The organism is Bdellovibrio sp. HCB2-146 (assembly GCF_047345725.1).
Lineage (GTDB): Bacteria > Bdellovibrionota > Bdellovibrionia > Bdellovibrionales > Bdellovibrionaceae > Bdellovibrio.
The window spans coordinates 248,030-271,546 of record NZ_JBLEQP010000001.1 but is presented as its reverse complement, the minus strand read 5'-3'; the positions used below and the strand labels follow the sequence as shown (position 1 = coordinate 271,546).

General features: G+C 45.5%; 25 protein-coding genes and 1 tRNA gene. 13 read left to right on the top strand and 13 right to left on the bottom strand.

The window, feature by feature from the left end:
- Positions 1-16 precede the first annotated feature (16 nt).
- Positions 17-613, top strand: a complete 597-nt coding sequence (locus tag ACLWOR_RS01290; protein ID WP_413938853.1) for a Crp/Fnr family transcriptional regulator — start codon at positions 17-19, stop codon at positions 611-613.
- On the opposite strand, the gene ACLWOR_RS01285 is transcribed toward ACLWOR_RS01290, so the two are convergent.
- Entirely contained in the window at positions 599-1,456 is an 858-nt protein-coding gene (locus ACLWOR_RS01285) for an MBL fold metallo-hydrolase (protein WP_413938852.1), read from the bottom strand. The genes ACLWOR_RS01290 and ACLWOR_RS01285 overlap by 15 nt on opposite strands.
- Positions 1,457-1,585: 129 nt before the next feature.
- On the opposite strand from ACLWOR_RS01285, the gene ACLWOR_RS01280 reads away from it, so the two are divergent.
- From ACLWOR_RS01280 to ACLWOR_RS01265, 4 genes are read left to right on the top strand one after another with little or no spacing between them, the layout of a single operon-like run.
- Positions 1,586-1,909: a rhodanese-like domain-containing protein gene (locus tag ACLWOR_RS01280; RefSeq protein ID WP_413938851.1), complete on the top strand. Its 324-nt coding sequence runs from the start codon at positions 1,586-1,588 to the stop codon at positions 1,907-1,909.
- Complete coding sequence (locus tag ACLWOR_RS01275) at positions 1,906-2,319, top strand: YeeE/YedE family protein (RefSeq protein WP_413938850.1); 414 nt, start codon at positions 1,906-1,908, stop codon at positions 2,317-2,319. Before ACLWOR_RS01280 ends, ACLWOR_RS01275 begins: the two co-directional genes overlap by 4 nt.
- Positions 2,316-2,747, top strand: coding sequence for a DUF6691 family protein (locus ACLWOR_RS01270; protein ID WP_413938849.1), 432 nt, complete (start codon positions 2,316-2,318; stop codon positions 2,745-2,747). Before ACLWOR_RS01275 ends, ACLWOR_RS01270 begins: the two co-directional genes overlap by 4 nt.
- Entirely contained in the window at positions 2,735-3,517 is a 783-nt protein-coding gene (locus tag ACLWOR_RS01265) for a sulfite exporter TauE/SafE family protein (RefSeq protein ID WP_413938848.1), read from the top strand. The genes ACLWOR_RS01270 and ACLWOR_RS01265 overlap by 13 nt, the downstream gene beginning before the upstream one ends.
- A 34-nt stretch (positions 3,518-3,551) precedes the next feature.
- Here the strand turns inward: ACLWOR_RS01265 and ACLWOR_RS01260 are convergent, their stop codons facing one another.
- Entirely contained in the window at positions 3,552-4,655 is a 1,104-nt protein-coding gene (locus ACLWOR_RS01260; RefSeq protein ID WP_413938847.1) for a competence/damage-inducible protein A, read from the bottom strand.
- A 131-nt stretch (positions 4,656-4,786) separates the two neighbouring features.
- Between ACLWOR_RS01260 and ACLWOR_RS01255 the strand changes: the two genes are divergently transcribed.
- Both ACLWOR_RS01255 and ACLWOR_RS01250 read left to right on the top strand, forming a co-directional pair.
- Positions 4,787-5,995 carry an acyl-CoA dehydrogenase family protein gene (locus tag ACLWOR_RS01255; RefSeq protein WP_413938846.1) on the top strand — a complete coding sequence of 403 codons (1,209 nt, stop codon included), beginning with the start codon at positions 4,787-4,789 and terminating at the stop codon, positions 5,993-5,995.
- 11 nt (positions 5,996-6,006) lie between these two features.
- The gene (locus ACLWOR_RS01250; RefSeq protein WP_413938845.1) at positions 6,007-6,723 is read left to right on the top strand and encodes a TrmH family RNA methyltransferase; all 717 of its coding nucleotides are present in this window, start codon (positions 6,007-6,009) and stop codon (positions 6,721-6,723) included.
- A 3-nt stretch (positions 6,724-6,726) separates the two neighbouring features.
- On the opposite strand, the gene ACLWOR_RS01245 is transcribed toward ACLWOR_RS01250, so the two are convergent.
- Genes ACLWOR_RS01245 through ACLWOR_RS01235 form a run of 3 tightly spaced genes read right to left on the bottom strand, consistent with a single transcriptional unit; the run spans position 6,727 to position 8,880 of the window.
- Positions 6,727-7,104 carry a hypothetical protein gene (locus ACLWOR_RS01245; RefSeq protein WP_413938844.1) on the bottom strand — a complete coding sequence of 126 codons (378 nt, stop codon included), beginning with the start codon at positions 7,102-7,104 and terminating at the stop codon, positions 6,727-6,729.
- Between the two features lies 1 nt (position 7,105).
- The gene (locus tag ACLWOR_RS01240) at positions 7,106-7,951 is read right to left on the bottom strand and encodes a hypothetical protein (RefSeq protein ID WP_413938843.1); all 846 of its coding nucleotides are present in this window, start codon (positions 7,949-7,951) and stop codon (positions 7,106-7,108) included.
- Positions 7,948-8,880 carry a hypothetical protein gene (locus ACLWOR_RS01235; RefSeq protein WP_413938842.1) on the bottom strand — a complete coding sequence of 311 codons (933 nt, stop codon included), beginning with the start codon at positions 8,878-8,880 and terminating at the stop codon, positions 7,948-7,950. The genes ACLWOR_RS01240 and ACLWOR_RS01235 overlap by 4 nt, the downstream gene beginning before the upstream one ends.
- A gap of 224 nt (positions 8,881-9,104) precedes the next feature.
- On the opposite strand from ACLWOR_RS01235, the gene ACLWOR_RS01230 reads away from it, so the two are divergent.
- Positions 9,105-9,563, top strand: a complete 459-nt coding sequence (locus ACLWOR_RS01230; RefSeq protein WP_413938841.1) for a hypothetical protein — start codon at positions 9,105-9,107, stop codon at positions 9,561-9,563.
- Positions 9,564-9,647: 84 nt separating this feature from the next.
- On the opposite strand, the gene ACLWOR_RS01225 is transcribed toward ACLWOR_RS01230, so the two are convergent.
- Entirely contained in the window at positions 9,648-10,784 is a 1,137-nt protein-coding gene (locus ACLWOR_RS01225; RefSeq protein ID WP_413938840.1) for a patatin-like phospholipase family protein, read from the bottom strand.
- A 32-nt stretch (positions 10,785-10,816) separates the two neighbouring features.
- Positions 10,817-12,382, bottom strand: coding sequence for a pseudouridine synthase (locus ACLWOR_RS01220; RefSeq protein WP_413938839.1), 1,566 nt, complete (start codon positions 12,380-12,382; stop codon positions 10,817-10,819).
- 80 nt (positions 12,383-12,462) lie between these two features.
- Here ACLWOR_RS01220 and ACLWOR_RS01215 point away from each other — a divergent pair, with 80 nt between their 5' ends.
- Genes ACLWOR_RS01215 through ACLWOR_RS01205 form a run of 3 tightly spaced genes read left to right on the top strand, consistent with a single transcriptional unit; the run spans position 12,463 to position 14,451 of the window.
- Positions 12,463-13,056: a LemA family protein gene (locus tag ACLWOR_RS01215; RefSeq protein ID WP_413938838.1), complete on the top strand. Its 594-nt coding sequence runs from the start codon at positions 12,463-12,465 to the stop codon at positions 13,054-13,056.
- 4 nt (positions 13,057-13,060) lie between these two features.
- Positions 13,061-13,804: a TPM domain-containing protein gene (locus tag ACLWOR_RS01210; protein ID WP_413938837.1), complete on the top strand. Its 744-nt coding sequence runs from the start codon at positions 13,061-13,063 to the stop codon at positions 13,802-13,804.
- Between the two features lie 5 nt (positions 13,805-13,809).
- Positions 13,810-14,451, top strand: coding sequence for a TPM domain-containing protein (locus tag ACLWOR_RS01205; RefSeq protein WP_413938836.1), 642 nt, complete (start codon positions 13,810-13,812; stop codon positions 14,449-14,451).
- A gap of 45 nt (positions 14,452-14,496) precedes the next feature.
- Here the strand turns inward: ACLWOR_RS01205 and ACLWOR_RS01200 are convergent, their stop codons facing one another.
- The 3 genes from ACLWOR_RS01200 to ACLWOR_RS01190 form a co-directional block, all read right to left on the bottom strand.
- On the bottom strand, positions 14,497-15,258 hold the full coding sequence (locus ACLWOR_RS01200) for an SDR family NAD(P)-dependent oxidoreductase (RefSeq protein ID WP_413938835.1): 762 nt from the start codon (positions 15,256-15,258) through the stop codon (positions 14,497-14,499).
- A 17-nt stretch (positions 15,259-15,275) separates the two neighbouring features.
- Positions 15,276-15,351: transfer RNA gene (locus ACLWOR_RS01195), tRNA-Arg, on the bottom strand.
- A 488-nt stretch (positions 15,352-15,839) separates the two neighbouring features.
- Positions 15,840-17,111, bottom strand: a complete 1,272-nt coding sequence (locus ACLWOR_RS01190) for a hypothetical protein (RefSeq protein WP_413938834.1) — start codon at positions 17,109-17,111, stop codon at positions 15,840-15,842.
- Positions 17,112-17,336: 225 nt separating this feature from the next.
- Between ACLWOR_RS01190 and ACLWOR_RS01185 the strand changes: the two genes are divergently transcribed.
- Entirely contained in the window at positions 17,337-18,287 is a 951-nt protein-coding gene (locus ACLWOR_RS01185) for a lytic murein transglycosylase (protein WP_413938833.1), read from the top strand.
- Positions 18,288-18,295: 8 nt separating this feature from the next.
- Here the strand turns inward: ACLWOR_RS01185 and ACLWOR_RS01180 are convergent, their stop codons facing one another.
- Entirely contained in the window at positions 18,296-18,499 is a 204-nt protein-coding gene (locus tag ACLWOR_RS01180) for a hypothetical protein (protein ID WP_413938832.1), read from the bottom strand.
- Between the two features lie 166 nt (positions 18,500-18,665).
- Between ACLWOR_RS01180 and ACLWOR_RS01175 the strand changes: the two genes are divergently transcribed.
- Positions 18,666-20,201 (top strand): sigma 54-interacting transcriptional regulator, encoded by a 1,536-nt coding sequence (locus tag ACLWOR_RS01175; protein WP_413938831.1) that lies wholly within the window; start codon positions 18,666-18,668, stop codon positions 20,199-20,201.
- 88 nt (positions 20,202-20,289) lie between these two features.
- On the opposite strand, the gene ACLWOR_RS01170 is transcribed toward ACLWOR_RS01175, so the two are convergent.
- Together ACLWOR_RS01170 and ACLWOR_RS01165 are read right to left on the bottom strand one after the other, a co-directional pair.
- Entirely contained in the window at positions 20,290-22,647 is a 2,358-nt protein-coding gene (locus tag ACLWOR_RS01170) for an alpha/beta hydrolase family protein (RefSeq protein ID WP_413938830.1), read from the bottom strand.
- A 45-nt stretch (positions 22,648-22,692) separates the two neighbouring features.
- The gene (locus tag ACLWOR_RS01165) at positions 22,693-23,412 is read right to left on the bottom strand and encodes a hypothetical protein (RefSeq protein WP_413938829.1); all 720 of its coding nucleotides are present in this window, start codon (positions 23,410-23,412) and stop codon (positions 22,693-22,695) included.
- Positions 23,413-23,517: the final 105 nt, after the last annotated feature.

Here is a 23,517-nt window from a genome sequence, read left to right as displayed (position 1 = left end):
TTTAAAGGCAACAGAAGTGGAACTCAAAGATCTGTTTGCCTCAGCTACCTCGTCCCGCTTTAAGCGGGGCGACGTCATCTATCACGTAGGTGATGAACCCCAGAATATTTATTTTGTTGAGTCGGGTCTTGTCGGTCTCGCCCTGTGGGGAGAGTCGGGCAAAGATCATCTCGTGCGTCTTTTTCATCAAGGCGATATCTTTGGTCATCGCACTCTTTTTGCGCGTGAGAAATACCATGCGACAGCGACTGTCATTGATGCTTCAACAGTTCGAGTTTTATCGAAAGATCAAATGCGCTCACTGATGAAGGGTAACTGCGATTTGGCTGAAAAACTTCTGGAGCTGCTTGCGAAAGAGTTACGGCAAGCAGAACTCAGGCAGATGACTTTGAGTGAAAAAGAAGCTCCGCAAAGAATTGCGGAAGCCGTTGTTTATCTCAAAGAGCTTCACCCTTCCTACGACTGGACTCGCCAAGAGATAGCGGACTTCTGTGGAACGACCACGGCGACAGTGATCCGAACTCTAGCCCGATTTGTCGACGAGGGACTTATTCAACAAGAGGGACGAGAAATTCGGATTCTCAATCGCGAAGCTTTGTTATCGCAAGGGTAGTTTGAGATAGCGAATGCCGTTTTGCTCCGGCGGTGGCAAATGACCTGCTCGGATATTGACCTGCAAACTCGGCAGCAGCAATTTTGGTGCGGCTAATGTGGCGTCTCTCTTTTGTCGAAAACTAATGAAATCTTCTTTCGCAGTCGTTCCGCGCAACTGAATATTTTGCTCTTTCTCTTCTTGTACCGTTGACTGAAACCGCAATTCGCGGGAACTAGGTTGATAATCATGTCCCACAAAAACGCGTGTGGTCGGCGGTAATGAATAGATTTTTTGCGTGACCGACTCATAAAGGTCCTCGGCACTACCTTGAGGAAAGTCACAACGTCCAGTTCCTGAATCAGGCATAAAGAGCGCATCACCTGTAAAAATAGCATCTTCAATTAAATACGAAGAACAAGCGGGAGTATGCCCAGGCGTGAACAGGGTTTTGATCTTAAGAGACCCAGCAATAAGAACTTCGCCATCATTTAAAAGTTTATCAAAATCAGCACCACCAATCTTCACATCGTCGATATGGAAGAGCTTTTTAAATGTATCCTGAACTAAGGTGATGTTTTTGCCAATTGCTACCTTGATATTCGGAAAATAGTTTTTAAAGAGCTGTGAGCTAGAAAGGTGATCGGCATGTGCGTGGGTCTCCATCACGTAGTGGGGATTTAGGTGATTTTCTTGTATGTACCGAACAACAAGCTCCATCGAACCCGTACTCATTTTTCCTGAGGCAGCATCATAGTCCCACACGGGATCAATCACGATTGCATCCCGTGTGGCAGGATCGAATACGACGTATGTCAGAGTGGAAGTTTGTGGATCGAAGAAATGTTGAATTACGAGTTTCATAATTCCTCCTAAAGGTCATTCGCAACTTGAGATCATATTAACCGATTTATTTTTAGAAGCATTATGACCGCCAACATAACACCTAGACGTCGGTTCGAACTAACCTGAAGGCGAATACAGGAGGCGGTTATGCGCGAAATAACGTGTGAGGAACTCCGAAAGAGTCTGTCTCAATATGAATTGGTAGATGTCAGAACCCCAGAAGAATATGTCGGAGAATTGGGGCACATCGAGAAAGCTCGCTTGGTCACTTTGGGCCCTGACTTAGTTGATTACCTAAAAAACATTCCGAAGGACACAAGAATTGCATTCATCTGTCGAAGCGGTGCTCGTTCGGGACAAAGCACTTTGTTAAGTGAAGAAATGGGTTTTACTGAGAGCTTTAATTTAGTTGGTGGTATGATTCGGTGGAATGAGCTTCAATATGAAGTGCAACGAGGAGTTTCATTATGACGGAAAATTTTTTGATGTCACTTATAGGTGGGGCAATCATAGGGTTGGCGACTGCGGTCTTTCTCGTATTTAATGGCCGAGTCACCGGGATCAGCGGAATCATCAATGGATTTTTGGGATTTGTAAAAGAAGAGCGTTTGTGGAGGGGGGCTTTTCTATTGGGATTGGTGTTAGGTGGCTTCTTGTTGAGCACCTCCATGCCAGAGTTCTTTGTGAATACATCGGATAGGCCGCTTTGGCTCGTCGCAGTTGCAGGGCTCATCGTAGGTTATGGAACTTTGATGGGGAGTGGATGTACCAGTGGTCATGGAGTCTGCGGTATTGCTCGATTTTCAATTCGCAGTTTAATCGCGACAGTTGTTTTTATGACAATGGGAATGCTTATTGCCACAGCATTGGGGGCGCTATGAAACGTAATCAGATCTTACAAATCGTTGTCGCATTTGTCGTCGGTCTTCTATTTGCCGTGGGACTCGCGGTTTCGGGAATGACTCAGCCGCAGAAAGTTTTGGGATTCTTGCGATTGGGAGCAGGTTGGGATCCATCGTTGATGTTTGTGATGTTGGGAGCGATTCCTATTCATGCTTTGGCTTATCGTTTGTTCATCCGTCGTCCAAGTCCGTTATTGGACGTGCAATGGCATGTTCCGACGAGTAAAGAAATCACCAAACCATTGATTGTAGGAAGCTTGTTGTTTGGTTTGGGGTGGGGCTTAGGTGGCTATTGCCCGGGACCGGGATTGACTTCGATGGGAGCAGGGAGCGGATCCGCTGCTGTGTTCGTCGCCTTCATGTTAATCGGAATGTTTTTATATAGGAAGGTCCCATGGAAATTTTAGGCTATATTGGGGCCATGATCGTCGGTGTGAGCCTAGGCCTCTTAGGTGGTGGAGGCTCAATTTTAGCTGTGCCGTTATTTGTGTATTTGTTCCAGGTGCCTGCAACTGAAGCGACCACTTATTCACTGTTCGTCGTTGGCTTTGCAAGTCTGATTGGTTTTTTGCAAGCCTTTAGAGCCGATCGTGTGGATTTGAAAGCAGGCTTCGCATTCGCTGTTCCGTCGATTATAGGAATGACGGTGGTTCGACGATTTATTTTGCCTTTGATCCCTGGGGAGTGGATATGGGGAGAATTTCAGTTTTCTAAAGATGGATTGATTTTAGTTTCGTTCGCCGTCGTCATGGTTGCGGCTGCCACTGCGATGTTGCGATCCAAGACAGAAACTTTCCACGTTTTATCAAAAAATCGTCTGGCCTTAATCATCAAAGCATTTGGCGTTGGAAGCGTGACGGGATTCGTGGGTGCTGGGGGAGGATTTTTGATCGTCCCGACTCTAGTGAGTATTTTTGGATTGAACATGCGCCGTGCGACTGGGACTTCATTAGGCGTGATTGCAATCACATCTTTTTCAGGATTTTTCGGCGACGTCCTGGTCGGGCGTCCATTGGATTTCTTTTTATTGGGAAGTGTGACGGCATTATCCGTGATTGGAATTTTAATTGGAATTGTCTTGGGCAAGCAAGTAACGGATCAGAAACTGAAGCCCGCTTTTGGAGTTTTTGTTTTGATCGCAGGAGCGGCCATCATTTTTAAACAAGTGATGCTGTGACCGCTCCCTTGATAAGGGCAAGCGGTCACAAAGACTACCTCAGCATTCGCACCCAATTCACCATGGCCATCTCCGCGAAATATTGCAGTCGACGTTCTGCCATGTTGGCTGTTTTATATGGCGAAGGAATGATATCCCAGTGAATTTGCTGACCTTTGACTGTCTCAATTTTCACATGATGCTCATCAACGGGTAGGATGCGTAGGACAACCTCAGATTCGTCTTCATAGTCTGCAATATTTGAAAAACTCCAAGCTGTGTTATTCAAGATTTCTCGAAATGTCGGGAGCACTCGATTGATCAGGAAAGATCCTGTCACTTCATCTTGTATACTGATGGAAGAGGTTTCAGATAAAATCTCAGCTAACATTTCCGGAACGGTTTCAGCGTCGCGAGTGACTAGACAAAACTGCAAGGCCTCGGTGATTTTCTCTACATAGGGCTCGAAGTCGTCTTCTTCTGACGCAAGGAAACTCATTTTCACTTCAACGTAGGGAAGATGTACGCGATAGCCTTTTTCAACGTCCACATCTTTTAAAACATCTTCAACGATGGTGGCGATATCAGACTCGCCAACTCCCATCGTATCCCAACTGCGAGTGATACGCGGATCCAAATCGGCTGTGTTTTCAACCAACCAAGCCTCGATATCAGAATTCCAAACAGCCTCGATTTCGCGAGGAGGTCCGGGAAGAACAAAAACTTTTTTGCCCTTAGCTTCCAGATAAAACGCATTGGCTGTGCCTTGTGAATTAAATAAAACTCGCGAACCACGTGGGAAATAGCACTGCTGTCTTTGAATTTCTTTAACGGTATAGCCACGCGAAGTGAGGCGCGTGTTCACATGCTGCCAAGAAGCTTCATGCCACTCGAGCGGCAAATCCGCCCATTCCGAAATTAAGTCGCGAGTAAAATCATCAGATGTCGGCCCCAAACCGCCGGTAACAAATAAGACGTCACATTTCCCCGCGCAAAAGTCGAGGGCCTCGCGAATCAAGAGACGATCGTCGGGAACAACCAAGTGATGAGTCGTCAAAACGCCGTATTCTTTAAGGTGCGAAGAAAGCCATGCGGCGTTCTTATTAATGATCTGACCATCGGTGAGTTCGGTGCCAATACCAAGAATTGCTGTTTTCATAGCGCTCACGATAATCCTAGCTCTCGAAATTGCCAATAACGCATGGTATAAATTTACCTATTGCTTGCCCACATTGCAGTCTAAAAATAGAGTTGCCGCCCTAGGCAATGTCTTTAGTTCAAGGAGTTCCCATGTCTTTCAATTGGAAAGAATTTGATCTTTACAATCCGACACCTGAGCACGCGATGCTTCGTGAAACTGTTAAAGCTTTTACAGAAGCAGAAATCGAACCCCAAGCGCATGAGTTCGATCGCAAAGAACAATTCAATCTTCCGCTTTTCCGCAAAGTCGGAGAGTTAGGACTTCTTGGTATTACAGTTCCAGAGCAATTCGGGGGCGCGGGTATGGATGCAACAGCTGCAGCCATCGTGCATGAAGAAATGTCTGCTTCAGATCCGGGCTTTACATTGGCTTATCTTGCTCACTCGATGTTGTGTGTGAACAACATCGCAGTCAACGGCAACGACGAACAACGTATGCGTGTATTGCCAAAACTTTGTTCTGGCGAATGGATCGGTGCCATGGCGATGTCAGAGCCAGCAGTTGGAACTGACGTTTTGGGAATGCAAACAACGGCAGTTAAAAAAGGCGACGGTTGGGTGATCAACGGTCGCAAAATGTGGATTACAAACGGCACGATCGATGAAAACGGCACTGGCTGTGATGTTGTATTGGTTTACGCTCGCACCGGTGAAAAACATGGCCGTGCTTTGGTTTCAACTTTCTTAGTTGAAAAATCACACGGTGGTTTCACTGTTGGTCAAAAAATCAAAGACAAATTGGGAATGCGTGGATCGAACACAGCTGAACTTGTGTTCCAAGATTGCCACGTTCCTGCGTCAGCACTTGTAGGTCACGAAGGTGATTCTATGCTGCACATGATGCGTAACCTTGAGATCGAGCGCCTCACGTTGGCCGCGCAATCACTTGGTATCGCTCGTCGTTCTATTGAAATCATGAACCGCTACGCTGTTGATCGCGAAGCTTTCGGAAAATCTTTGAACCACTTCGGTCAAATTCAACGTTACATTGCTGACTCTTACGCTGAATACAAAGCAGCGCGCGCTTACGTTTACGAAACAGCTCGTCGCATGGATTTGAATAAAGAAGGCAATCGTCTTGATTCAGACGGTGTAAAACTTGTTGCGACAACAATGGGTAAAAACGTCGCCGATCGTGCGATCCAAGTTTTGGGTGGTTACGGTTACGTTGGTGAGTACGTCGTTGAGCGTTTGTGGAGAGATGCAAAACTGCTTGAAATCGGCGGTGGTACTCTTGAAGCACATCAAAAAAATATCACTCGCGATTTGGCGAAATCTCCAGAATCTCTTTACCGCTAATTGGAGTTATCATGTTTCCATACGGGCCCGAGCTTGAAATCAATACGCATCTGAAGGTGAACTACCAACTGGTGCTAGAAAAAATCGGGCCTCTGTTGACAGCCGACCGTCGTCAAAAAATTGAACGTGTGGTTGCAGATCGTAACTTCGATACGGCCGTTGTCTTGGAAGGCATCTATGACCGCGGAAATATTTCGGCGGTTATGAGGAGTGCAGAAGGCTTGGGCTTTGGAAATTTCCATGTGATTGAAACACAGGAAAAATTCAAAGAAGCCAATCGCGTCACTCAAGGTGCCGACAAATGGGTAGAAGTTAAAAAGTGGAAGCAAACTGCTGACTGCGTAAAAAACCTAAAAGCTCAAGGTTACAAAATTTGCGTCACTCATCTTGATGCCAAAGCTAAACCTCTGCATGAAATTGATTTCTCTGGAAAAGTGGCCCTTGTGCTTGGCAACGAGCGTGACGGCGTTTCGCAAGAAATGATCGCAGCAGCGGATGAAAGCATCATCATTCCTATGACCGGCTTCGTGCAGAGTTTTAACATCTCTGTAGCGGGTGCTTTGAGTCTTTACCATATTTCTCAAGATCGCAGACAGCGTCGTGGAACGAATGCTTCACTCACTGAAGAAGAGCAGGGGATTTTACGCGCGCATTACTACATGCGCACGCAGGATTCAGCAGTTCAGTACTTGCAAGAGCTTTTCTCTCGCGGGACTTTGCAGAGTTAGTTTTTATTGACCGCGATCGAGATCAACGACAAGAACTTGGCAGTTTAATTTCGAATACGACGGGAATTGTGTTCTCATTGGGAAGTTTTGTCCCACTTTCGCGGATAAAACGTCTTTGGAAATGCTAAAAGCTCTTTGGCCATCCTCAAGGAAGATCAAGTTCCGATCGTTCTCGATCCAACCGTCAGCAGAGCTCTCAAAACCTCTTTCCAATTTATACTGAATCCAATGTGTCGAACCGTCGCCGTAGTTGGCGCTGTGGGGATAAATGCTGGCATGCAAGTTTTTGCCTGATTTCGTGTCAACACAGTCGATGCTGATTTTAGCAGTCGCCGTGAGAGATGTTAAAAGTGCCGCAACGAAAAGAGACAATGCTTTCATATTATTCTCCAAATAAGTTTCGAGCCATTTTAATAAGTTCTTTGTTTGAATATTCGGTTTCACCAAGTGAAGCTGTTTTTTCCATCACTCGATAGTTTTGTTTTTTGATTTCAGCTAGGACGTAGTCGTGTGCGCATTCGATAGTGTCATTCAGAGATGCGATGGGGCGGCCTTTAAAAATTTCTGTGCTGTCAGGTCCTACTGAGAAACTGATAATATATCGACGTGCCTGAACCAACCAGCTAAGCGAAACGATGTCAGCGCAGTCTCCGCCTTGTGAAGCATCAAGAAGCAAACCAGCAAGGGCTGTGCTGCGAACGGGAACTGTGAGATGCTCGTATGGATTGGGGCCCGACATTTTCAATTTATGACGAATGTTTGCAAATGGATCCGTCGATTCAAAGGATCTTGCATAAAGATCAATGATGCGTTGTCGGTGAGAATCCGGGCTAAAAAAACCTGGCTTCGTTTCATTCACGATCACCGCGATGTCTAATAGAACTGAATTCATCAAAAGATGACGGAGCAGTTGATGCATAGGCGCGCCAAGAAGGCTCGTGACTTCACCGTTGTTGACGTTTGCGCGTAGTTGTTCAAAGTGAACTTGCGAGCTGATGAGGAACTGGCGAAGCTGTTGAGCAAGGGCGCGAACATTGGGAGATAATGTTTTTTCTGACTTTAAGGACTCAGCCGCAGCCTTCGTTCCTTTTTGTTGAACTAAGGCAGTCCATACCTGGGCCGACTGCTCGTTCAGCTCACGAAAGCTAACAGAATCAAAACTATTTGATTGCGCCAGGCCCAACGAATAAGACAGCAGAACGGCAAGAATGATTAAAGCCTTTTTCATGGTCGCTCTCCAAAAATTGAATGCGCTATATCCAGAAGTTGTTCAGCAGTATATCCGCGAGGACCATTGCATTGGTTTTTTGGATTCGGTGGAAAGATTCCCTTTTTTGCATTTACGTTAATAGCTGCAATTTCAGCGTCAAGGCAGCATTTTCCAATATCTGCGGTGGGAATGATAAAGCTATCCTGGAAAAGGCGAAGGTGAGAAGGACCCACTCCGACCTCCCAGGCCTTTTGCATCATATTTGCTGCCCATATAGAATCAAGGTGCTCTGTGCAGGCCTGTGAAGAGTCGTTGGTATTTAGTAAAAGTAAACCACCTAGCACCGACATGCGCACGCGAGCTTGGAGACTTTGCCAGCTGCTTGAGTTGTTCTTATTTGGTGAGTTTGAAACGGGCCAAATCGATTGGAAACTTTCAGTATAGAGGTCAATAAGAATGAAGCGGTGAGGAGTCGAAGTAAAGACTCCGGGTTTTGTTTCATTCACGATGTCGAGTGAGTCCATGAAAATTGATGTGATTAGCAAATGACGTAAAAGTGGATGCAAACTTTCTCCGAGAATATCATTCATGTGAATTCTTTGAGCTTGAGTTCGCAAGTCGACGTATTCCGCCTGAGATGTTGCAAGGTACTGACGCACGTTTTGGGCGAGTGCTCGAATCTGTGGAGGTAGAGTTTTTTTGTTCTGCATTGCAAGTACCGCAGTGCTTTTGTTATGACCGTAAGCTTGGAGGACTTGGTTCCAAGTTTGTTTGGACTGCTGATTCAACTCGCGAAGACTGACATCATCAAATTTCTTGGATCCTTCCGCATGTGACTCGAGAGAAGCTAGAACCAGAAGTGTCAAAAGAATAGACAAGAGCCCCGCCTTGCCAGTCACAATTGCGCGAAAGCTGCTTAAAACGAAGTTTAGGTTCAATTCTCTCATCGGCTCCTCCAAATTGCGAAAAAGATGCCATGGGTACAGCCTAAGTTAGCAAAGTCCTTCACAAAAAGTTCAAAGATAGTCTTACAGGCTTGAGCCTTTAGGGGTGCAGTTGAGAGGTCTCAAAGAGTGTAAATCTTACGATTTTCCCTCTGAAAATGACGAAAAATGCAGTCTTGTGGAAATTCCAGAATGGCGTAAAATGGTCCCGTTTTTAGGGGTGTTCAATGAAAGCCTTTTTATTATTAATTCTTAGTTCTCTCGTACTCAGTGCATGTGCCACTGTCGATGAAAGACCTTTGACTTTGGATAACGAACCCGGGGTGGCAAGTTACCCGGTCAAAAAATCGTCTTCTAGTTACCGAGTTAATAAAACAAATCTCAAAGCGACAGAAGTAGAACAAGTCAGCGCCAATAATTCAACGTCGGCAATTCAAGTCGGTGCGGAAGATTTGGCGATTGCCAATCGTATGATGACGGCAATGGACGCTTATGTTTTTAAGAATGATAAAATGGATTTTACGAAACTCTGCAAAGACAAACGTTTTGATTGCCAGGTCAACGATAGGAAATATCCGGCAGGCAAAAAAACTGTGAAGCGAAAAGTTCCACCGTACATGAGCGGTTCAAAAATGGGCTTGCAAGCGGAAGAACGCGTGCAAGTTCGTTACGATTTCTATCCTTAAAAGATTCGAAAGTTGTTTACGGTGGCCGGAGCCCGGATGAATTACGCGGCTGGTTGCGAAAAAGTCACCGGGCACCTTTTTGGGTTACTTCTGTAAGAGTTTGATGAGTTCTTCTTTGTTGGCCATTCCGTCTTTGTAGCCGATGTCGATCAAGTCAGAACAGAACTCTCCGTCGAACAACAAATAGCTGATAATTTCACTGGCATCTTGGAGCGAGCCTAGGCCCTTCATCATAAAGCGCACTATGCGTGGGAGTTTGTTGGCCTTCTGGACCGCCATTTCTCCGATATCAGCAGATGGTGCAATAAACAGATGATCCAGTGGGCGAAGAGCAATCTTGTGATGATGTTCAGCTGGCAGCATAGAAGCAACATCATTCAAACGGCGAAGACGTTCCACATCTTGTTCAACGGCGTCTAAGAGGGCGCCATTTAAAATGGTATTCACCACACGTGCGACACTCGGAGCAGTCGTATTTGAGGTGGCACGTTGTTCATATGCTGTTGACGACTGACGGCGAACACCAATAACCAACAATTTTTCTGCACCTAGATAAATCACCGGGCTGCACGGTGCATGGTTACGAACGGCACCGTCACCAAAATAACGGTCATCCACTTTCACCGGTGGGAACAGCAAGGGAATGGCAGATGACGCCATGATGTGATCCGTAGAGATCGTTGTGTGCTCGGAACGTTTGCGACCCTTGTCCCAAGAAGGAAGGTTTGCTTTACCTTGGATAAAGGTTGTCGTCGCTGATTTTGCGTAGTCGATCGAGGTGACAGCAAGTGCGGAAAGATGACCGTTCTCGATGTTCTGTTCGACCTTCGCGTAATCCATGTTGTCGTGGATCAGATTTCTCAGCGGAGAGGTATCCATCAAAGACCGGCCGGGAGTCGTTCCCGTCAACGCACCTAACGACAGTTCGCGCATCCACTGCAAACCGATTTTTCCCATCGTGAGCGAGTCTGTCGAGAAGACTTTCTCAAAGCTTACTTCAGTCCAAAGCTTAGCAAGTGATGAACAGGCGTGTTTCAGATTGTCAGCGTTAGAGGCAAGGGAACTGGCGTTGATGGCGCCGGCACTCACTCCAGAGAGGTAATCGTAGCGGAGGGGGACTCCGGAGCTCTCACTGATTTCTTGAATTGCAATCAACACACCTGCTTGATAAGCACCGCGTGCTCCACCACCGGAGAGAACCAGTCCTAGTTTTTTATTCATCTCACACCCGTATACCGGCCCATCATGGGCTCTTAGTTTTTACGTAGAATAATCGCTTTCATTAAAGGTTCCTCACCAGGCAGCTCAAAATCTAAACCTTGAGCGGGTGCTGGAAGGATTTTAAATGAAAATTCGCGTTTCAAAGCGTTGAGCTTCAGGTGCAAGTCACCTGTCGTCCATTTCTCGTAGTTCGTTGAAAAGAGCAAAAGACCGTTTTTCTCGAGGCAGTACATGCAATTGACCATCAATGCGTGAAAGTCTTTGCTGATAGAGAAAACAGAATTTTTAGAACGACCAAAAGAAGGAGGGTCACAAATAATCAAACCAAATTTGCGCTTCATGCGGATCGTGCCTTTAAGGAACAGCATCACATCTTGAACCCAGAATTCGTATTTATCGTCTTCAGGATCAAGGCCATTGATTTCAAAATTGCGTTTTGACCAATTGATAAAATTTGAAGACACATCGACGGTGCACACTTCAGAAGCACCGGCAAGAGCTGCCACGGCACTAAAGCCACTCGTGTAGGAGAAAAGGTTCATCACACGCTTGTCTTCGGCATGATTTTGCACCCACAGACGGTTTTCACGCTGATCTAAAAAAAGGCCCGGCGACAATCCTGTGTCGCTGCGAAGTTCATATTGAATCCCATTTTCTAAAGCGGTCCAACGCGGAGAGGTATTCCCGATATTCCATAAAATTTGCGCGTTCGGGTCTTCACCGCGATTGAGCATCTTACGAATAAAGATTTTCTTGTGTGTGCGTTTAGAGAGCTTTTCAAAGCGTAACAGATCTTGAACTGTCGGATCTGATTCTTTGTACCAATATACCCACAGATACTCACCGTATTGATCGATACGGTAGGTATCAAGTTCACGATGACTGACGCGTAAAGATTCATGAGTCAGTGTGCTTGCATGAAACAAACGCTCGCGGCGTTCGAAAGCTTCCGCTAGAATCAACTCTTGCTCGTCCGCATAATCCCGTGTCAGTGCCCAGCTTGGGAACTCAGTTTTGAAAGTGATAAGCTCTTCACCCATTAAAAAACTGAGTGAGAGGGAGTGTAGGCACAGACGGAAAAATTCGCTTCCGCCGTGTTCTTTATCGCCGAGGATGGCAATACCATTATCAGATGCGTGTAAACGAATTTGATGAGGCTTTCCGGAGTGGGGAGTTGCCTCCCAAAGAGAGTAGGGGCCGACATCTTGCAGATGCTTAAATGTCGTTTTGGAATTGGCGTCTTTATTTTGGGAGCTAACGAAGACGTTCTTTTCTTTTTCGATATGCGACTGATAAGTGAATTCTTTTTTATCTGTTTTCTTATCTGTAAGGAAAAGATACTTTTTTTCGACGAGGTGCTGCTCAAAAAGTCGACTGATTTCGGCTGCGCGTTCCGGGCTTGTTGCAAACATAAGGGCGCCAGAAGTCGCTTTGTCCAAACGATGAACCACGTAGAGCTTTCGATTAAGCTCCTCTTCATAAATTTCGACACAGCCACGTTGCCCATGCTCAGGGGAGTGGGTGTTCAGGCCTGCAATCTTGTCAATAAAGATGCAGCCCGCTATCTCGGTGTATCGAAGCTTAATTGTCCGTGTCATTCAACCACTATAGTCGGGTTTTCGTTGAGGGTCACTGAGAGTTTAGATACCTTGGACCTGCTTTTAAAAGGAGATTTCAAATGAATCGTATTGTAATGGCTTTGTTGATGGTGTTCGTTATGCCGGCACTAGTAGGTTGTGGGATTCAATCTCTGCCGCAAGGTAAGAATGCGACTGAAGCGGCTCTAGCAGAGGTAAATAACCAATACAAACGTCGTGCGGATTTGATTCCAAATCTTGTCAACGTAGTTAAAGGCTACGCAAAACATGAGCAAGAGACACTTACAGCTGTGACCGAAGCACGTGCGAAAGCAACGGCGACAACAATTGACCCGACGAAAGTCACACCCGAGCAGTTGGCGAAATTCCAACAAGCACAAACGGGCTTGTCGCAAGCTTTGGGTCGATTGATGGTTGTGACCGAAAAATATCCGGATTTGAAAGCGGATCAAAACTTCCGTGATCTTCAGGCGCAACTTGAAGGCACAGAAAACCGCATCACAATTGCACGTCAACGTTATATCGAAACGATCAAAGAATTTAACAATCTTGTGACGGTTCCGCCAACAAGCTGGACAAACTCTATGATGTACCATTTCGAAAAAATGCCTCAGTGGGATATGACTGCTGATGAAAAAGCAGCTGCTGAAAAAGCTCCAGAAGTGAAATTCTAATTTCATGACAGGAGTTTTGCGTATCTTCTTTTTTCTTACAGTCTTTCTTGGATTGACTGTGGCACAAGCGGAGTTTAAAACTCCGCCGCTCTCGGGTCCTGTGATCGACGAGGTGGGTTTTCTCACTCGTGGAGATCAACAGGAGCTGACTCAACTTCTTTATGATTTCAATCGCCGCGGTAAGGCTCAAGTTCAAGTTCTTATTGTCGAGAACCTACAGGGTCTACCAATTGAACAAGCGTCGATTGAAATCACTGACAAGTGGCAATTGGGTGATAAGAAAAAAGATAACGGTGTTCTGTTTCTGATTTCTGCTCAAGACCGCGCGATGCGCATTGAAGTGGGCCAGGGACTAGAAGGGGCCATTCCCGACATCACGGCAAAACGAATTATTTCAGATCAAGTCATTCCACTTTTCCGTGCGAAAAGATACTCAGCTGGGATTGTTGTCGGCGTTCATGAAATTTTAAGGCTCGCGGACAAAGAATTTGCCGATGAAAACAATCTACAAGAGCAAGACTCTCGGGGTGGTGCGGGCATTCCTATTTGGGTGATTATCATTCTCTTCATTATCATCTCGATCTTGGGTCGCTTCGGCGGCGGTCGTGGTCGTTACTATCGCGGAGGCGGTGGTTATGGCGGTTATGGTGGGGGAGGATTTGGTGGATTCGGCGGCTCTGGTGGCGGCGGCGGATGGTCAGGCGGAGGCGGCGGCTTTAGTGGCGGCGGCGCTTCGGGAAACTGGTAGGCAATATGGGTTGGATCAACAAATATTTATCCGATACAGAAATCAAGCAGATCGAAGCCAGCATTGATCGCATGGAAGAACTCACGCATGGTGAGATCTTACCTGTTATCGTCAGGCGTTCCTCGGCTGTTGGCCATGTTCCTTTGACACTCACTCTTCTTTTGACCTTGTTAATTGCTGTTGCGGAAATTCCGTATAGCGAATGGCTTTGGGTCACACCGTGGGTATGGGTATGGCCATTTTTGATCGTTGCGATCTACGCGTTATCGCATGTCTTGGCCAAAAGTGTATGGATTCAAAAAATCTTTGTTCCAGAACGTGATGAAGTGGATCAAGTTCATCAGCGTGCGCATTTGGAATTTTATTTGAATCGTGTTCACCGCACAGAAAAAGGCGCAGGAGTTTTGATCTTTGTTTCTGTGATGGAGAAGAAAGCTGTGATTCTGGCGGATGAAACCCTTGCTCAAAAAGTTCCGCGTGAGACCTGGGATGAAATGCTAAGTGCTTTAAGTCACAAACTTCACCAAGACAAGTGGGCGGAAGGTTTTGTGGATGCCATTCACACGTGTGGTCGTCATCTTCAGACTCACTTTCCGATTCAGGGCGCTCGTGTGAACGAGCTTAAAAATCACCTCGTCATTAAATAGTGTCAGCGAGTTTCTCAAAGTTTTTTTTGAGACGACGGCTGATCTTTATGAATCAATTGTATCAAGTAGTGGATGAATCCAATGAGGATATACCTTTGGTAAATATTCGGAACCGACGATTTTGTGGGGTTCATTCGCGCCTGTGAATTTTATTTCCGCTAGTCCCAGTTTGCTTGTCCATGTGGAGTAGTAATTTTCTTTGCTGGGATGAAAAGGAGTAACCGCATTGATGATCTGAGGCGGTTGCGCAAGCTCAGCAACGACGCAAATAATTTGAATCAGATCTTGCCTGTGAACAAGATTAATCGGCGAGTTCGCAGCGACAGGAAGATGCGATTGCGAGAGCTGAAAAACGGGGTGGCGATGTCCCCCGATCAGTCCTCCGGGGCGGATGATCGTGACTCGTTCCTTAAATTTCTGAACTAAGAGTTGTTCTACGGCGTAAAGCCAGCGGCCTCGCTCTGTATGAGGCGTGGGAAGAGTGCTTTCCTTGATGTCTCCTTCTTGATTTCCATAAACTGAGATCGAACTGACAAAAAGAATCCGTTGATCTGAGTTGGAGGGAATTTTGTCGACAAATGCTTGCGGCAACATCGTTAGCAGAGGTGGAGTATTGAGAAATAAAATATCGAATGCGGTTTGAGGAAATTCGTCGGTCTTCCAATCGAATTGATCACGATGAGTCCCCCAGCTTTTAACACCATGACTGTTCAGTGTTTCGGAAAGAGCCTGCCCCAGCCAACCCAATCCAATGATGCCCCAAATATTTTTCTGATCCATATCGGAAGACTCTACCTTAAATTCCATCAGAAAAAGTGAAGAAGTGGTGCAGTCGGCAGGACTCGAACCTGCAACCCCTTGGTTCGAAGCCAAGTGCTCTATCCATTGAACTACGACTGCTCTGGATTTCTTCTAAACTAACAAGCAAGAACACAAACTGGCAAGAGTCACGGTCGTATAGACAGTTATTCCGCCCTGATTAACGCCCGAAGTCACTTCAAAGACGGTATTCAAAGAAGATATTTTTCAATGCTGTAATAGCATTAATGTTGGCCTCAATCCCTTCGCATCATCATAAAGGCGTCGGTGTTTCGACTGCGGTACAGTTGAATGCGCTCCTGGAGGAAGGCCGGGCATTGATCTTCCGGGATAACCTTAAAGCCAATAAGTCCGTAGAACTTTCCCAAGTGATCATAGGGAATGCAGTAGGTGGGACGGAAATTATTCTCATCCAAATACTGGGCGAAGCTTTCTAGAATCTTCGCACCGATTCTCCGTGAACGAAGGGGAGCGTGAACGACCATACTTCGTAAAAGCGGTCAACGGAATGAATAAAAAACCCACGCTGTTTCTAGCGTGGGTCTTTCGATTACGGAATTTGAACGAAATTATTTCGGCATTTTAACCGTAGAAGTCGAGCGCTCAGAGGTCGCTTTATCGTTGAAGAAACGGCTGTTTCTTCTCGAGATCGTGTAAAGGATGTCTGATTTGTGTTTTTTAGGAACGGAAACGCGAATGACGGTGCGAGACTCTTTGATCGGTGCACTTGCCATCGCCTGTTTATTCCAACCTGGCCCACAGAATCCGGTCCAACCGTATTCGCAAGTGCGAACGAAATAGTCGACAACGAGTTGAGCATTTGGATCATCAGAACCGGGGATGTAAGCAGGATCCACATCTAATACAAACGTCGGTTCGTCACTTACTAATTGATAAGAGTCTTGGCGAAGAACGTTGTTTGAAAGATCGCGCAAGATACGAGAATCTGATTTGATTTGCAAATTGATATTTTTGCCGTCAGTGGATTGATTCACGAGTGAATAACGATTGTACCCTTGAGTGTCGATATCGATCAAACGTCCATTCTCATCGATTTTCAGCGTAATAGTGTCTGATTCAGTTGCCATCAAAACTGCATCTGTGAATGTTACGTTCACTTCAAAACGCTTTACGTTTTCAATGCGGCGACGTTCAACTTGACGTGAATTTGTGAAAGGAACTTGAACGAGTTGAGAGATGTAAGTGTCACATGAAGTTGTGATCTCACGGCAGGAGCCTGCGTTATAGCCAAGGTTTGCAATGTTTGCGTACTTGTATTGACCCAAAACATTTGTCGCAACACTTTTCTTAATAACATCTGCATTTGCTGCGCGATTGATTTCAGCAGAAAACTCAGACCAAGTTTTAGGTTTGCTTCTGAAATAGCCACGTTTCACTAAAGCTTCTGCTGAGGCATCGCCAATACCTTGAATGGCATTTGAAAGAGCTCGTGCTTTAATATTACCCGGAGCTGAGAAATAAGAATCCCACAGTGAACTTTGGGCTTTTCCACCTGATGTACATTGAAAATCAGAGCAATAGCCAGGAACTACAACTTCGCGATATTCATTGCGATAATCTTGAAAGTATTCTGTGTCCATCCATACCATTTCTTGATTTACATCGACAGTTGCTTTGCCACTGCCGCTTGCAGAACTCAACGTGAAGCTTGCTTTACCAGGGCGCCAAAGCAATTGCGGTGCAGATGCCGGCTCACGGTCTCCTTTTTTTAAGTAAGAGAAGCTGCTATAGGATGGCGTTAAAGCGGGAGCTTCATTCTTCGGTGAATGAGAGCAACCCAGAGCCAAAGTCACGACTAATACAGATCCAAAAAATCTCACAAACGTCTCCTTGTTGAATGACATAAACAATTAATTATAGGAGTCGAATTGTGAGGAAGAGAAGCTCGGCAGGGTCGAGGCCGTAAGTTGCAATCTTCTAGATAATAGTCGAGCATTGCCAATCTTTCAGACGAATCGAAAAGTACGCTGTCTCAGTACGAGGCAGAGTCTTGTTTTTCCCAAACAAACTCAACATCGAGCCTAGTTTCGCAATATCATAGAAATATGAGAACTCTTGTAGGACTTCTTTTTCTATTTATCGTGCTGCCGATGCCGTCCTTTGCGCAAAAAAGCGTAAAGAGCGCTGGTACTATGGTCGCGGATAAAGTCTGGGTAGGCCAAGAGCTCAAGCGTATGGGACTGTCGCGCGGCTTTATTGAGGAATCTCTGCAATACTACGAACCTGAAAGTTTTAAGCAGACGGTGACCCTGAACCTATTGGGATTTTTAACTCCACCAGGTCAGCACATGAATCACGTTACCGACAAAGCAACAAATGAAGCATCAAAGTTTATCAAAGCCAATCAAGCTGCTTTCGATCTCGCGGAAAAGAAGTACAAGGTTTCACAAGGAGTGATCTCATCGCTTCTTTGGATTGAAACCCGTCATGGCGATGACATGGGACGTTTTCATATTGTGAGTGTGTACTTGCACTTGTTACAAGCGGATCTCAAAGCCAACCGTAAAGCTTTGGAACTGTTAGCTGTGCAAAAGAATAACAACCAAAGAAGTTTTAATGGTCGAACAATTCGTACAATTATTGCGGAACGCACAAAGAGAAAATCAGATTGGGCGCGGGAGCAGATTTTAGCTTTGGCTCGGATTCGCAAACAACAGCATTTGGATATAAAAACTCTGCGCGGATCTTATGCCGGTGCCTTTGGTCTTCCCCAGTTTATTCCGTCGAGTTATCGCAGCTTTGCCAAGTCCTTTAAGGTCAAGGCCACTCCGAACTTACGCCAAGCCCAAGATGCAATTATGAGCGTGGCAAATTATCTTGCAAAGAGTGGTTGGGATCCTCATCAAGAGGACGCGCAAGTGGCAGCTCTTATGAAGTACAATAACAGTCGCGATTATGCTGATAGCATCTTGGCTATCGCGAAGAATTTAAAAATTCGTGAAAAGCCTGCAGATGATCAACGCGTTTCTTCCAGTGAGAAAGAGGGCGATATCTAAGTCGCCGACTATTCAGCTAACGCCATTAAAAACTGCTTCTGTTTTTTATAAGTCTTAAAGAGTTCCCAATACTGCTTCAGCTTTCTTTCCTTTAAACTTTCTACCGGCTCTTCGTGGGCTTCGTTCCAGAGAAATTTCAACTCACGGTCCATTTCATCAAATAACTGAGTTGTTTCTACATTTTTAATATTCGCATTTTGATTCGTGTTCATAAATCTCTCCTTGTGAGGTTTTGATACAAACTAAGAGAGCGAAAAGCAGGCCAAGTTGTAACCCCTCAAAATCACGCAAATTTCAAAATGAAACGACCACATCGGTTGGCAATTTTATTAAGCGAGTAGCCTACCGAAGTTGGCAGTAGGCACCGATACGTTTGATATGTCAAAAGCACACGATCTCTTAAAGTTTATTGGAAGCTCTTCACAGGTCTTTTTTGAACGTCACGAAGGCTCAACGCTTATCGAGCGTATCTTGGACCTTTGTATTCAAACCACGCATGCTGATCGCGGTACGATTTTTTTTGATCCGCAATTTAAGATCGATCAACATCTCAAATATCTCAATAGTTACATCGCCACGGGCGTTCGCAATCAAAAGATCGTGATCAATACGGATCAGGGGATTGCTGGTAAAGTTTTCCGCAGTCAAAAAAGTCATTACAGTAACAATGTCCAATCTGACAGTGACTTTCACGACGAGATTGACGCCCATACGGGTTATCGCACTGAAAAGGTATTAGCGGTACCGCTTCATTGGCAAGATGGAAAGGTTATTGGGGTTCTTGAGGTTTTGAATAAAACCAATGGCGATTTTGATGAAAACGATCAATATGCACTTGAAGCTCTTTCAATGATGACGACGATTGCTTTTGAAAATTATGAGATGCACCAGAAAAGCGAAGATTCAGAATCTGCAATTGAGCATCGTAAAAATATCTGGCGTAAGAGCATTTCGTCGGTCAGTCTTCGTTCGAAGTCTCCGGAGCTGCAAAAAATCTACGACCATATTGAGGACTTTGGTAAGTCCGATTCTAATATCTTGATCACAGGGGAGAGTGGTTGCGGTAAAGAGGTGATTGCACGTTTAGCGCATCACCACTCCGCTCGTAAAGAGGGTCCTTTCATCGCCATTAACTGTGCTGCAATCCCAGAGTCGCTTTTCGAAGCAGAACTTTTTGGTGTTGTAAAAGGGGCTGCGACCGGGACAATGCCAAGACAAGGGCAAATTGAGCTTGCTCACCGAGGAACTTTATTCCTAGATGAGTTAGGAGAGATGCCTATTGAAATGCAGGCAAAACTTCTGCGCGTCTTGCAAGAAAGAAAAGTACAAAGGCTGGGTTCTAATGAACCTCCAAAGTCCGTCGACTTCCGCTTGATTTGTGCGACAAATAAAAATATCGAACAACAAATTCAGAATGAAAAATTCCGCGAAGATTTGTTTTATCGTATCAATGTCGTCAATCTGGTTATTCCCCCTCTTCGCGAGCGAAAAGGGGATATTCCGGAGCTTGCCTACGTGATCATGGAACAGCTTTATCAAAAACGCGGATGGAAACTTCGCACGATCAGTGATGAGGCTATGAGTGCCTTGATCGAATATAATTGGCCAGGCAACATTCGTGAGCTGGAAAATAAAATCGAGAGTGCATGTTTGTCGGCCCGTGATCGTGCCGTTCTTGAACCTGATGATTTTCAATTCCGTTCGAAACCAGCTTTGTCTTTGGTTCCAAAAGAATCCGAAGATCCATTTAAGCGATTTGAGAACATGAGCCTCAAAGAAGCGCGAGAAGCTTTTGAGGCGGAGATGATTTCAAGAGTGCTGCAAGGCTCTCTTGGAAATAAATCCGAAGCGGCAAGACGCTTAGGCGTTTCACGCGAGGGTTTAAGAAAAATCTTAAGCAAGCGAGCTGCTTAAAATGCAAAAAAGGCGACAAAGTGTCGCCCTTCGAGATAGGCAAAGGGGCACTTGAAAGTGCCTCCGATTTTCCAAAACGAAAAAATTTTTATTTTAAATGAGCATCAAACCACGAAAAGATCTCGTGAAGAACGTGCGCAATACTTTCTATTGACGAATAACCATGGCTTTCTTCGGGCAGCATCACTAAACGAGCATTGGCTCCTTGGCCTTTTAAAGCGTCAAAATAACGCTCCGTCTGCATCGTCAAGGTGCCGGCATTATTATCTGCCATCCCGTGCATCAACAAAATGGGCTTCTTCATTTTATCCACATCCATGAACGGTGACATGCGCATGTAAGTGTCCTTGGCTTTCCAGAACGGACGACGTTCACCTTGGAAACCAAATGGGGTAAGAGAACGGTTGTAAGCACCCGATTTGGCAATTCCCGTCGCAAACAAATCACTGTGGGTGAGGAGGTGCGACACCATGAAAGCTCCATAGCTATGACCAATCACACCTACTTTATTGCGATCAATCAGCCCTCTGGCATCAAGTGTGTCGACAGCCGCTTTTGCTCCGGCAACCAATTGCTCAATAAATGTATCGTTTTTAGTTTCAGGATGACCAATGATCGGCATCTGAGCATTTGAAAGGACTACGTATCCGCGAAGCGCATTGTAAACGATGTCCTCCTTGTACGGAGTTGAGAAGTGATGTTGCGATCCACGCACCTGCCCAGCGGTGGAGGCATCTGTGTACTCCAGCGGATAAGCGTGCACAATAGCAGGGTACTTCTTTCCCTTTTTATAGTTCAGTGGATAGTATAAAACACCCGATAACAAAACACCGTCATCACGTTTATAAGTGATCACTTCTTTTTTGATCTTACCTAAAATTTCATAAGGGTTTGGATCCGCAAAAAGAAGTTTTTTATGACTTGGTTTTTTTAAATCACGAATGAAAAAGCGCGGGCTTTCTGTCTGTGATTCATACGCGGTAATAAAAGATTTAAACTCTTCGTCGGCTAAGCCCACACAGCGTTCATAGGAGTCGGCGCTGGATCTAAAGATTTCTTGGACTTCAAAAGTTCCAAGATTCATTTTTCTTAAAAATGGGCGATCCCCCTCGGGGCTGGCGCCAGAGCCGGAAAGATAAATAAATTTCTCGCTGCCGACACGTTCAATCGCAATCACGCGATCGCCATTTTTATTTCTTTTGCTAAGAGGTTCACCTGGATTGTTATAGTCGTCTTCGGTACTGAGACTGAACATTTCACGGGTTTTATAACCGTTGGCGCGATCCACCAGCAGTGTCGTCAACCATTGGCGATCTCTTTCATAGTCATGGATGAGCATCAAAGAATCGTCATCAAAGAAAGCAGTTCCGGCATAGCGGTTTTTTGTTTTCAAAATACTGTGCGGTTTGGGTTTACCCTTTGATGGAATAGGAAGTAAGAAAATCTCATCTCGGAAGTCGACCTTCACGGCCCAGTCACCTTTGTCAAGAGCTTCGACGTACATCAAAGTTTGCGGCTCGGTTTTAACCCATTGATAGCTACGTGGGCCCGTGACCACACCTTGGATTGGCAGGTGCTCGGCGGCTCCACGTTCAGAAAGTTTATGCGCGACTTTGCCGTCTAAAGTCCATAGTTCCATTTTGCGAGCGAACATTGAAAAAGGAACCACCGTTGAAAAGGGACGAACCAATGTTTCAACTAAAAGATATTTTCCATTTGGAGAAAGATCCACGCGGTGAAGTAAAGAGGGCTTGCCAACTTTTTCAGCCTTCTTCTTTTTTGTATTATAGATGTAAAGCTGGGTTTCAATAGCCGCTGCAAAAAGTTTCTCATCATGCGGTGTGCGAATGAGATCAGCAAAAGTTCTATTCTGAGAAACGACACCCAGGCTTTGTTGAATGATCGGTCCTTGCGGCGCGGAGCTATCGACCGATAGAGCTCCTTTTTGTTTTTCGGTCCGAGCCCCAATAAGAAGCTCATCTTCATTCATCCACTCCACAATTCGCTGCAAAACGCCATTCAAGGCAAGTTTGGGAATGCGCTCTTTTTTCAATGAAGGGATTTGCACCAACCAAAGTTCTTGTTCAGTTTGTTGTTCTAAAGAGATAAGGACCTGTTTTCCATTCGGGGCCCAAGAGACTTCACGGATGATACTGCCTTTAGGGAAAGGAATGTTTTTTTCTTTTCCAGTCTTGATATCAAAATAAACCAGGCGATTGATATAGAGATTGGAAATTGCGGTGTAGTTTTTAGGACTAAAGCGCACGCCACCGACTTTGATTTGCGGGCGCGCCACATATTCAATTGAAGGCATTTGTTGAATGTAGGCCTTAATGAGGGCGGTCTTTTGCCAGTTAAACACCGGCTGAGGAAAACCACCAGCTCTGATAAGGTCGTCGATCATTTTTTCGGGCTTTTGATATGTAGAATGAAGTGCTGTGCTCATACTTTATTACAACGAGCTTCTGCTGCTTCGGCAAGATGAATTCTATCAGAATAACTCACGGCACATGCGGAAGTGGCTTCGGTATTCCCAAAGGGCTTTCAACGGATCCTCTGTTGCCGAGAGTAGACTGGCCCTTAAGAAATGCTCGGAAAACGAAATAATTTTCCGGCGTTCTTGCAGCCATTCCTTGTAAGTAGGAGCGTCATATCCGTCATGTTCCTTAAGGCGACCGAACTGGGGTTGAAAATTATAGGTCTTCTCGATCCAATAGAGGTTGCGCTCCTGTCCGGGAACAGAAAACTTGGACGAATCATCGATTAAAACAACATATTGTAGGTTCGCATTGATTTTGCGAAGATCCTTCATCCATTTGTCGGTGAACGAAGCGTCGTCTTTTGCTCCCGGCCGCAAGGTCAGGTCATCAAAATTTAAAACTTTATAGAATTGAAACGAGGCTTCACCGCGAGCCGCTATTTGCTCTAAAAGATAACTCGCCAAAGCATGATTGCGAGATTTCGTTCCTCCGCTAAAAAGACTGATTCGATGACCCTTGCGGTGGATAGCAATAAGCGTATCCACCACTCCGTCGGCCATGCGGAAATAGCCTTCCGGCAGCGAAACTGTTTTGTCGTCCATCGGGTTCTGAACCGGGTAAAAAAGAGTCCAATCAATATCGAACACGACATCAAATACAGGGGCTGACTTCGCGGCAAACGAAGCCCAAGGAAGATAAAGGCAAAATAAGAGCGCGAGAAGTCTGTGCATCCGGCATGGAGCCAAGCAACTTTCGGTCCCAGTAAAGAATGATTTCATTGGAGGTGAGCGCACCGAGTTGTCAAATGATTAGACATCCTGACGGCGAGTGGTAGA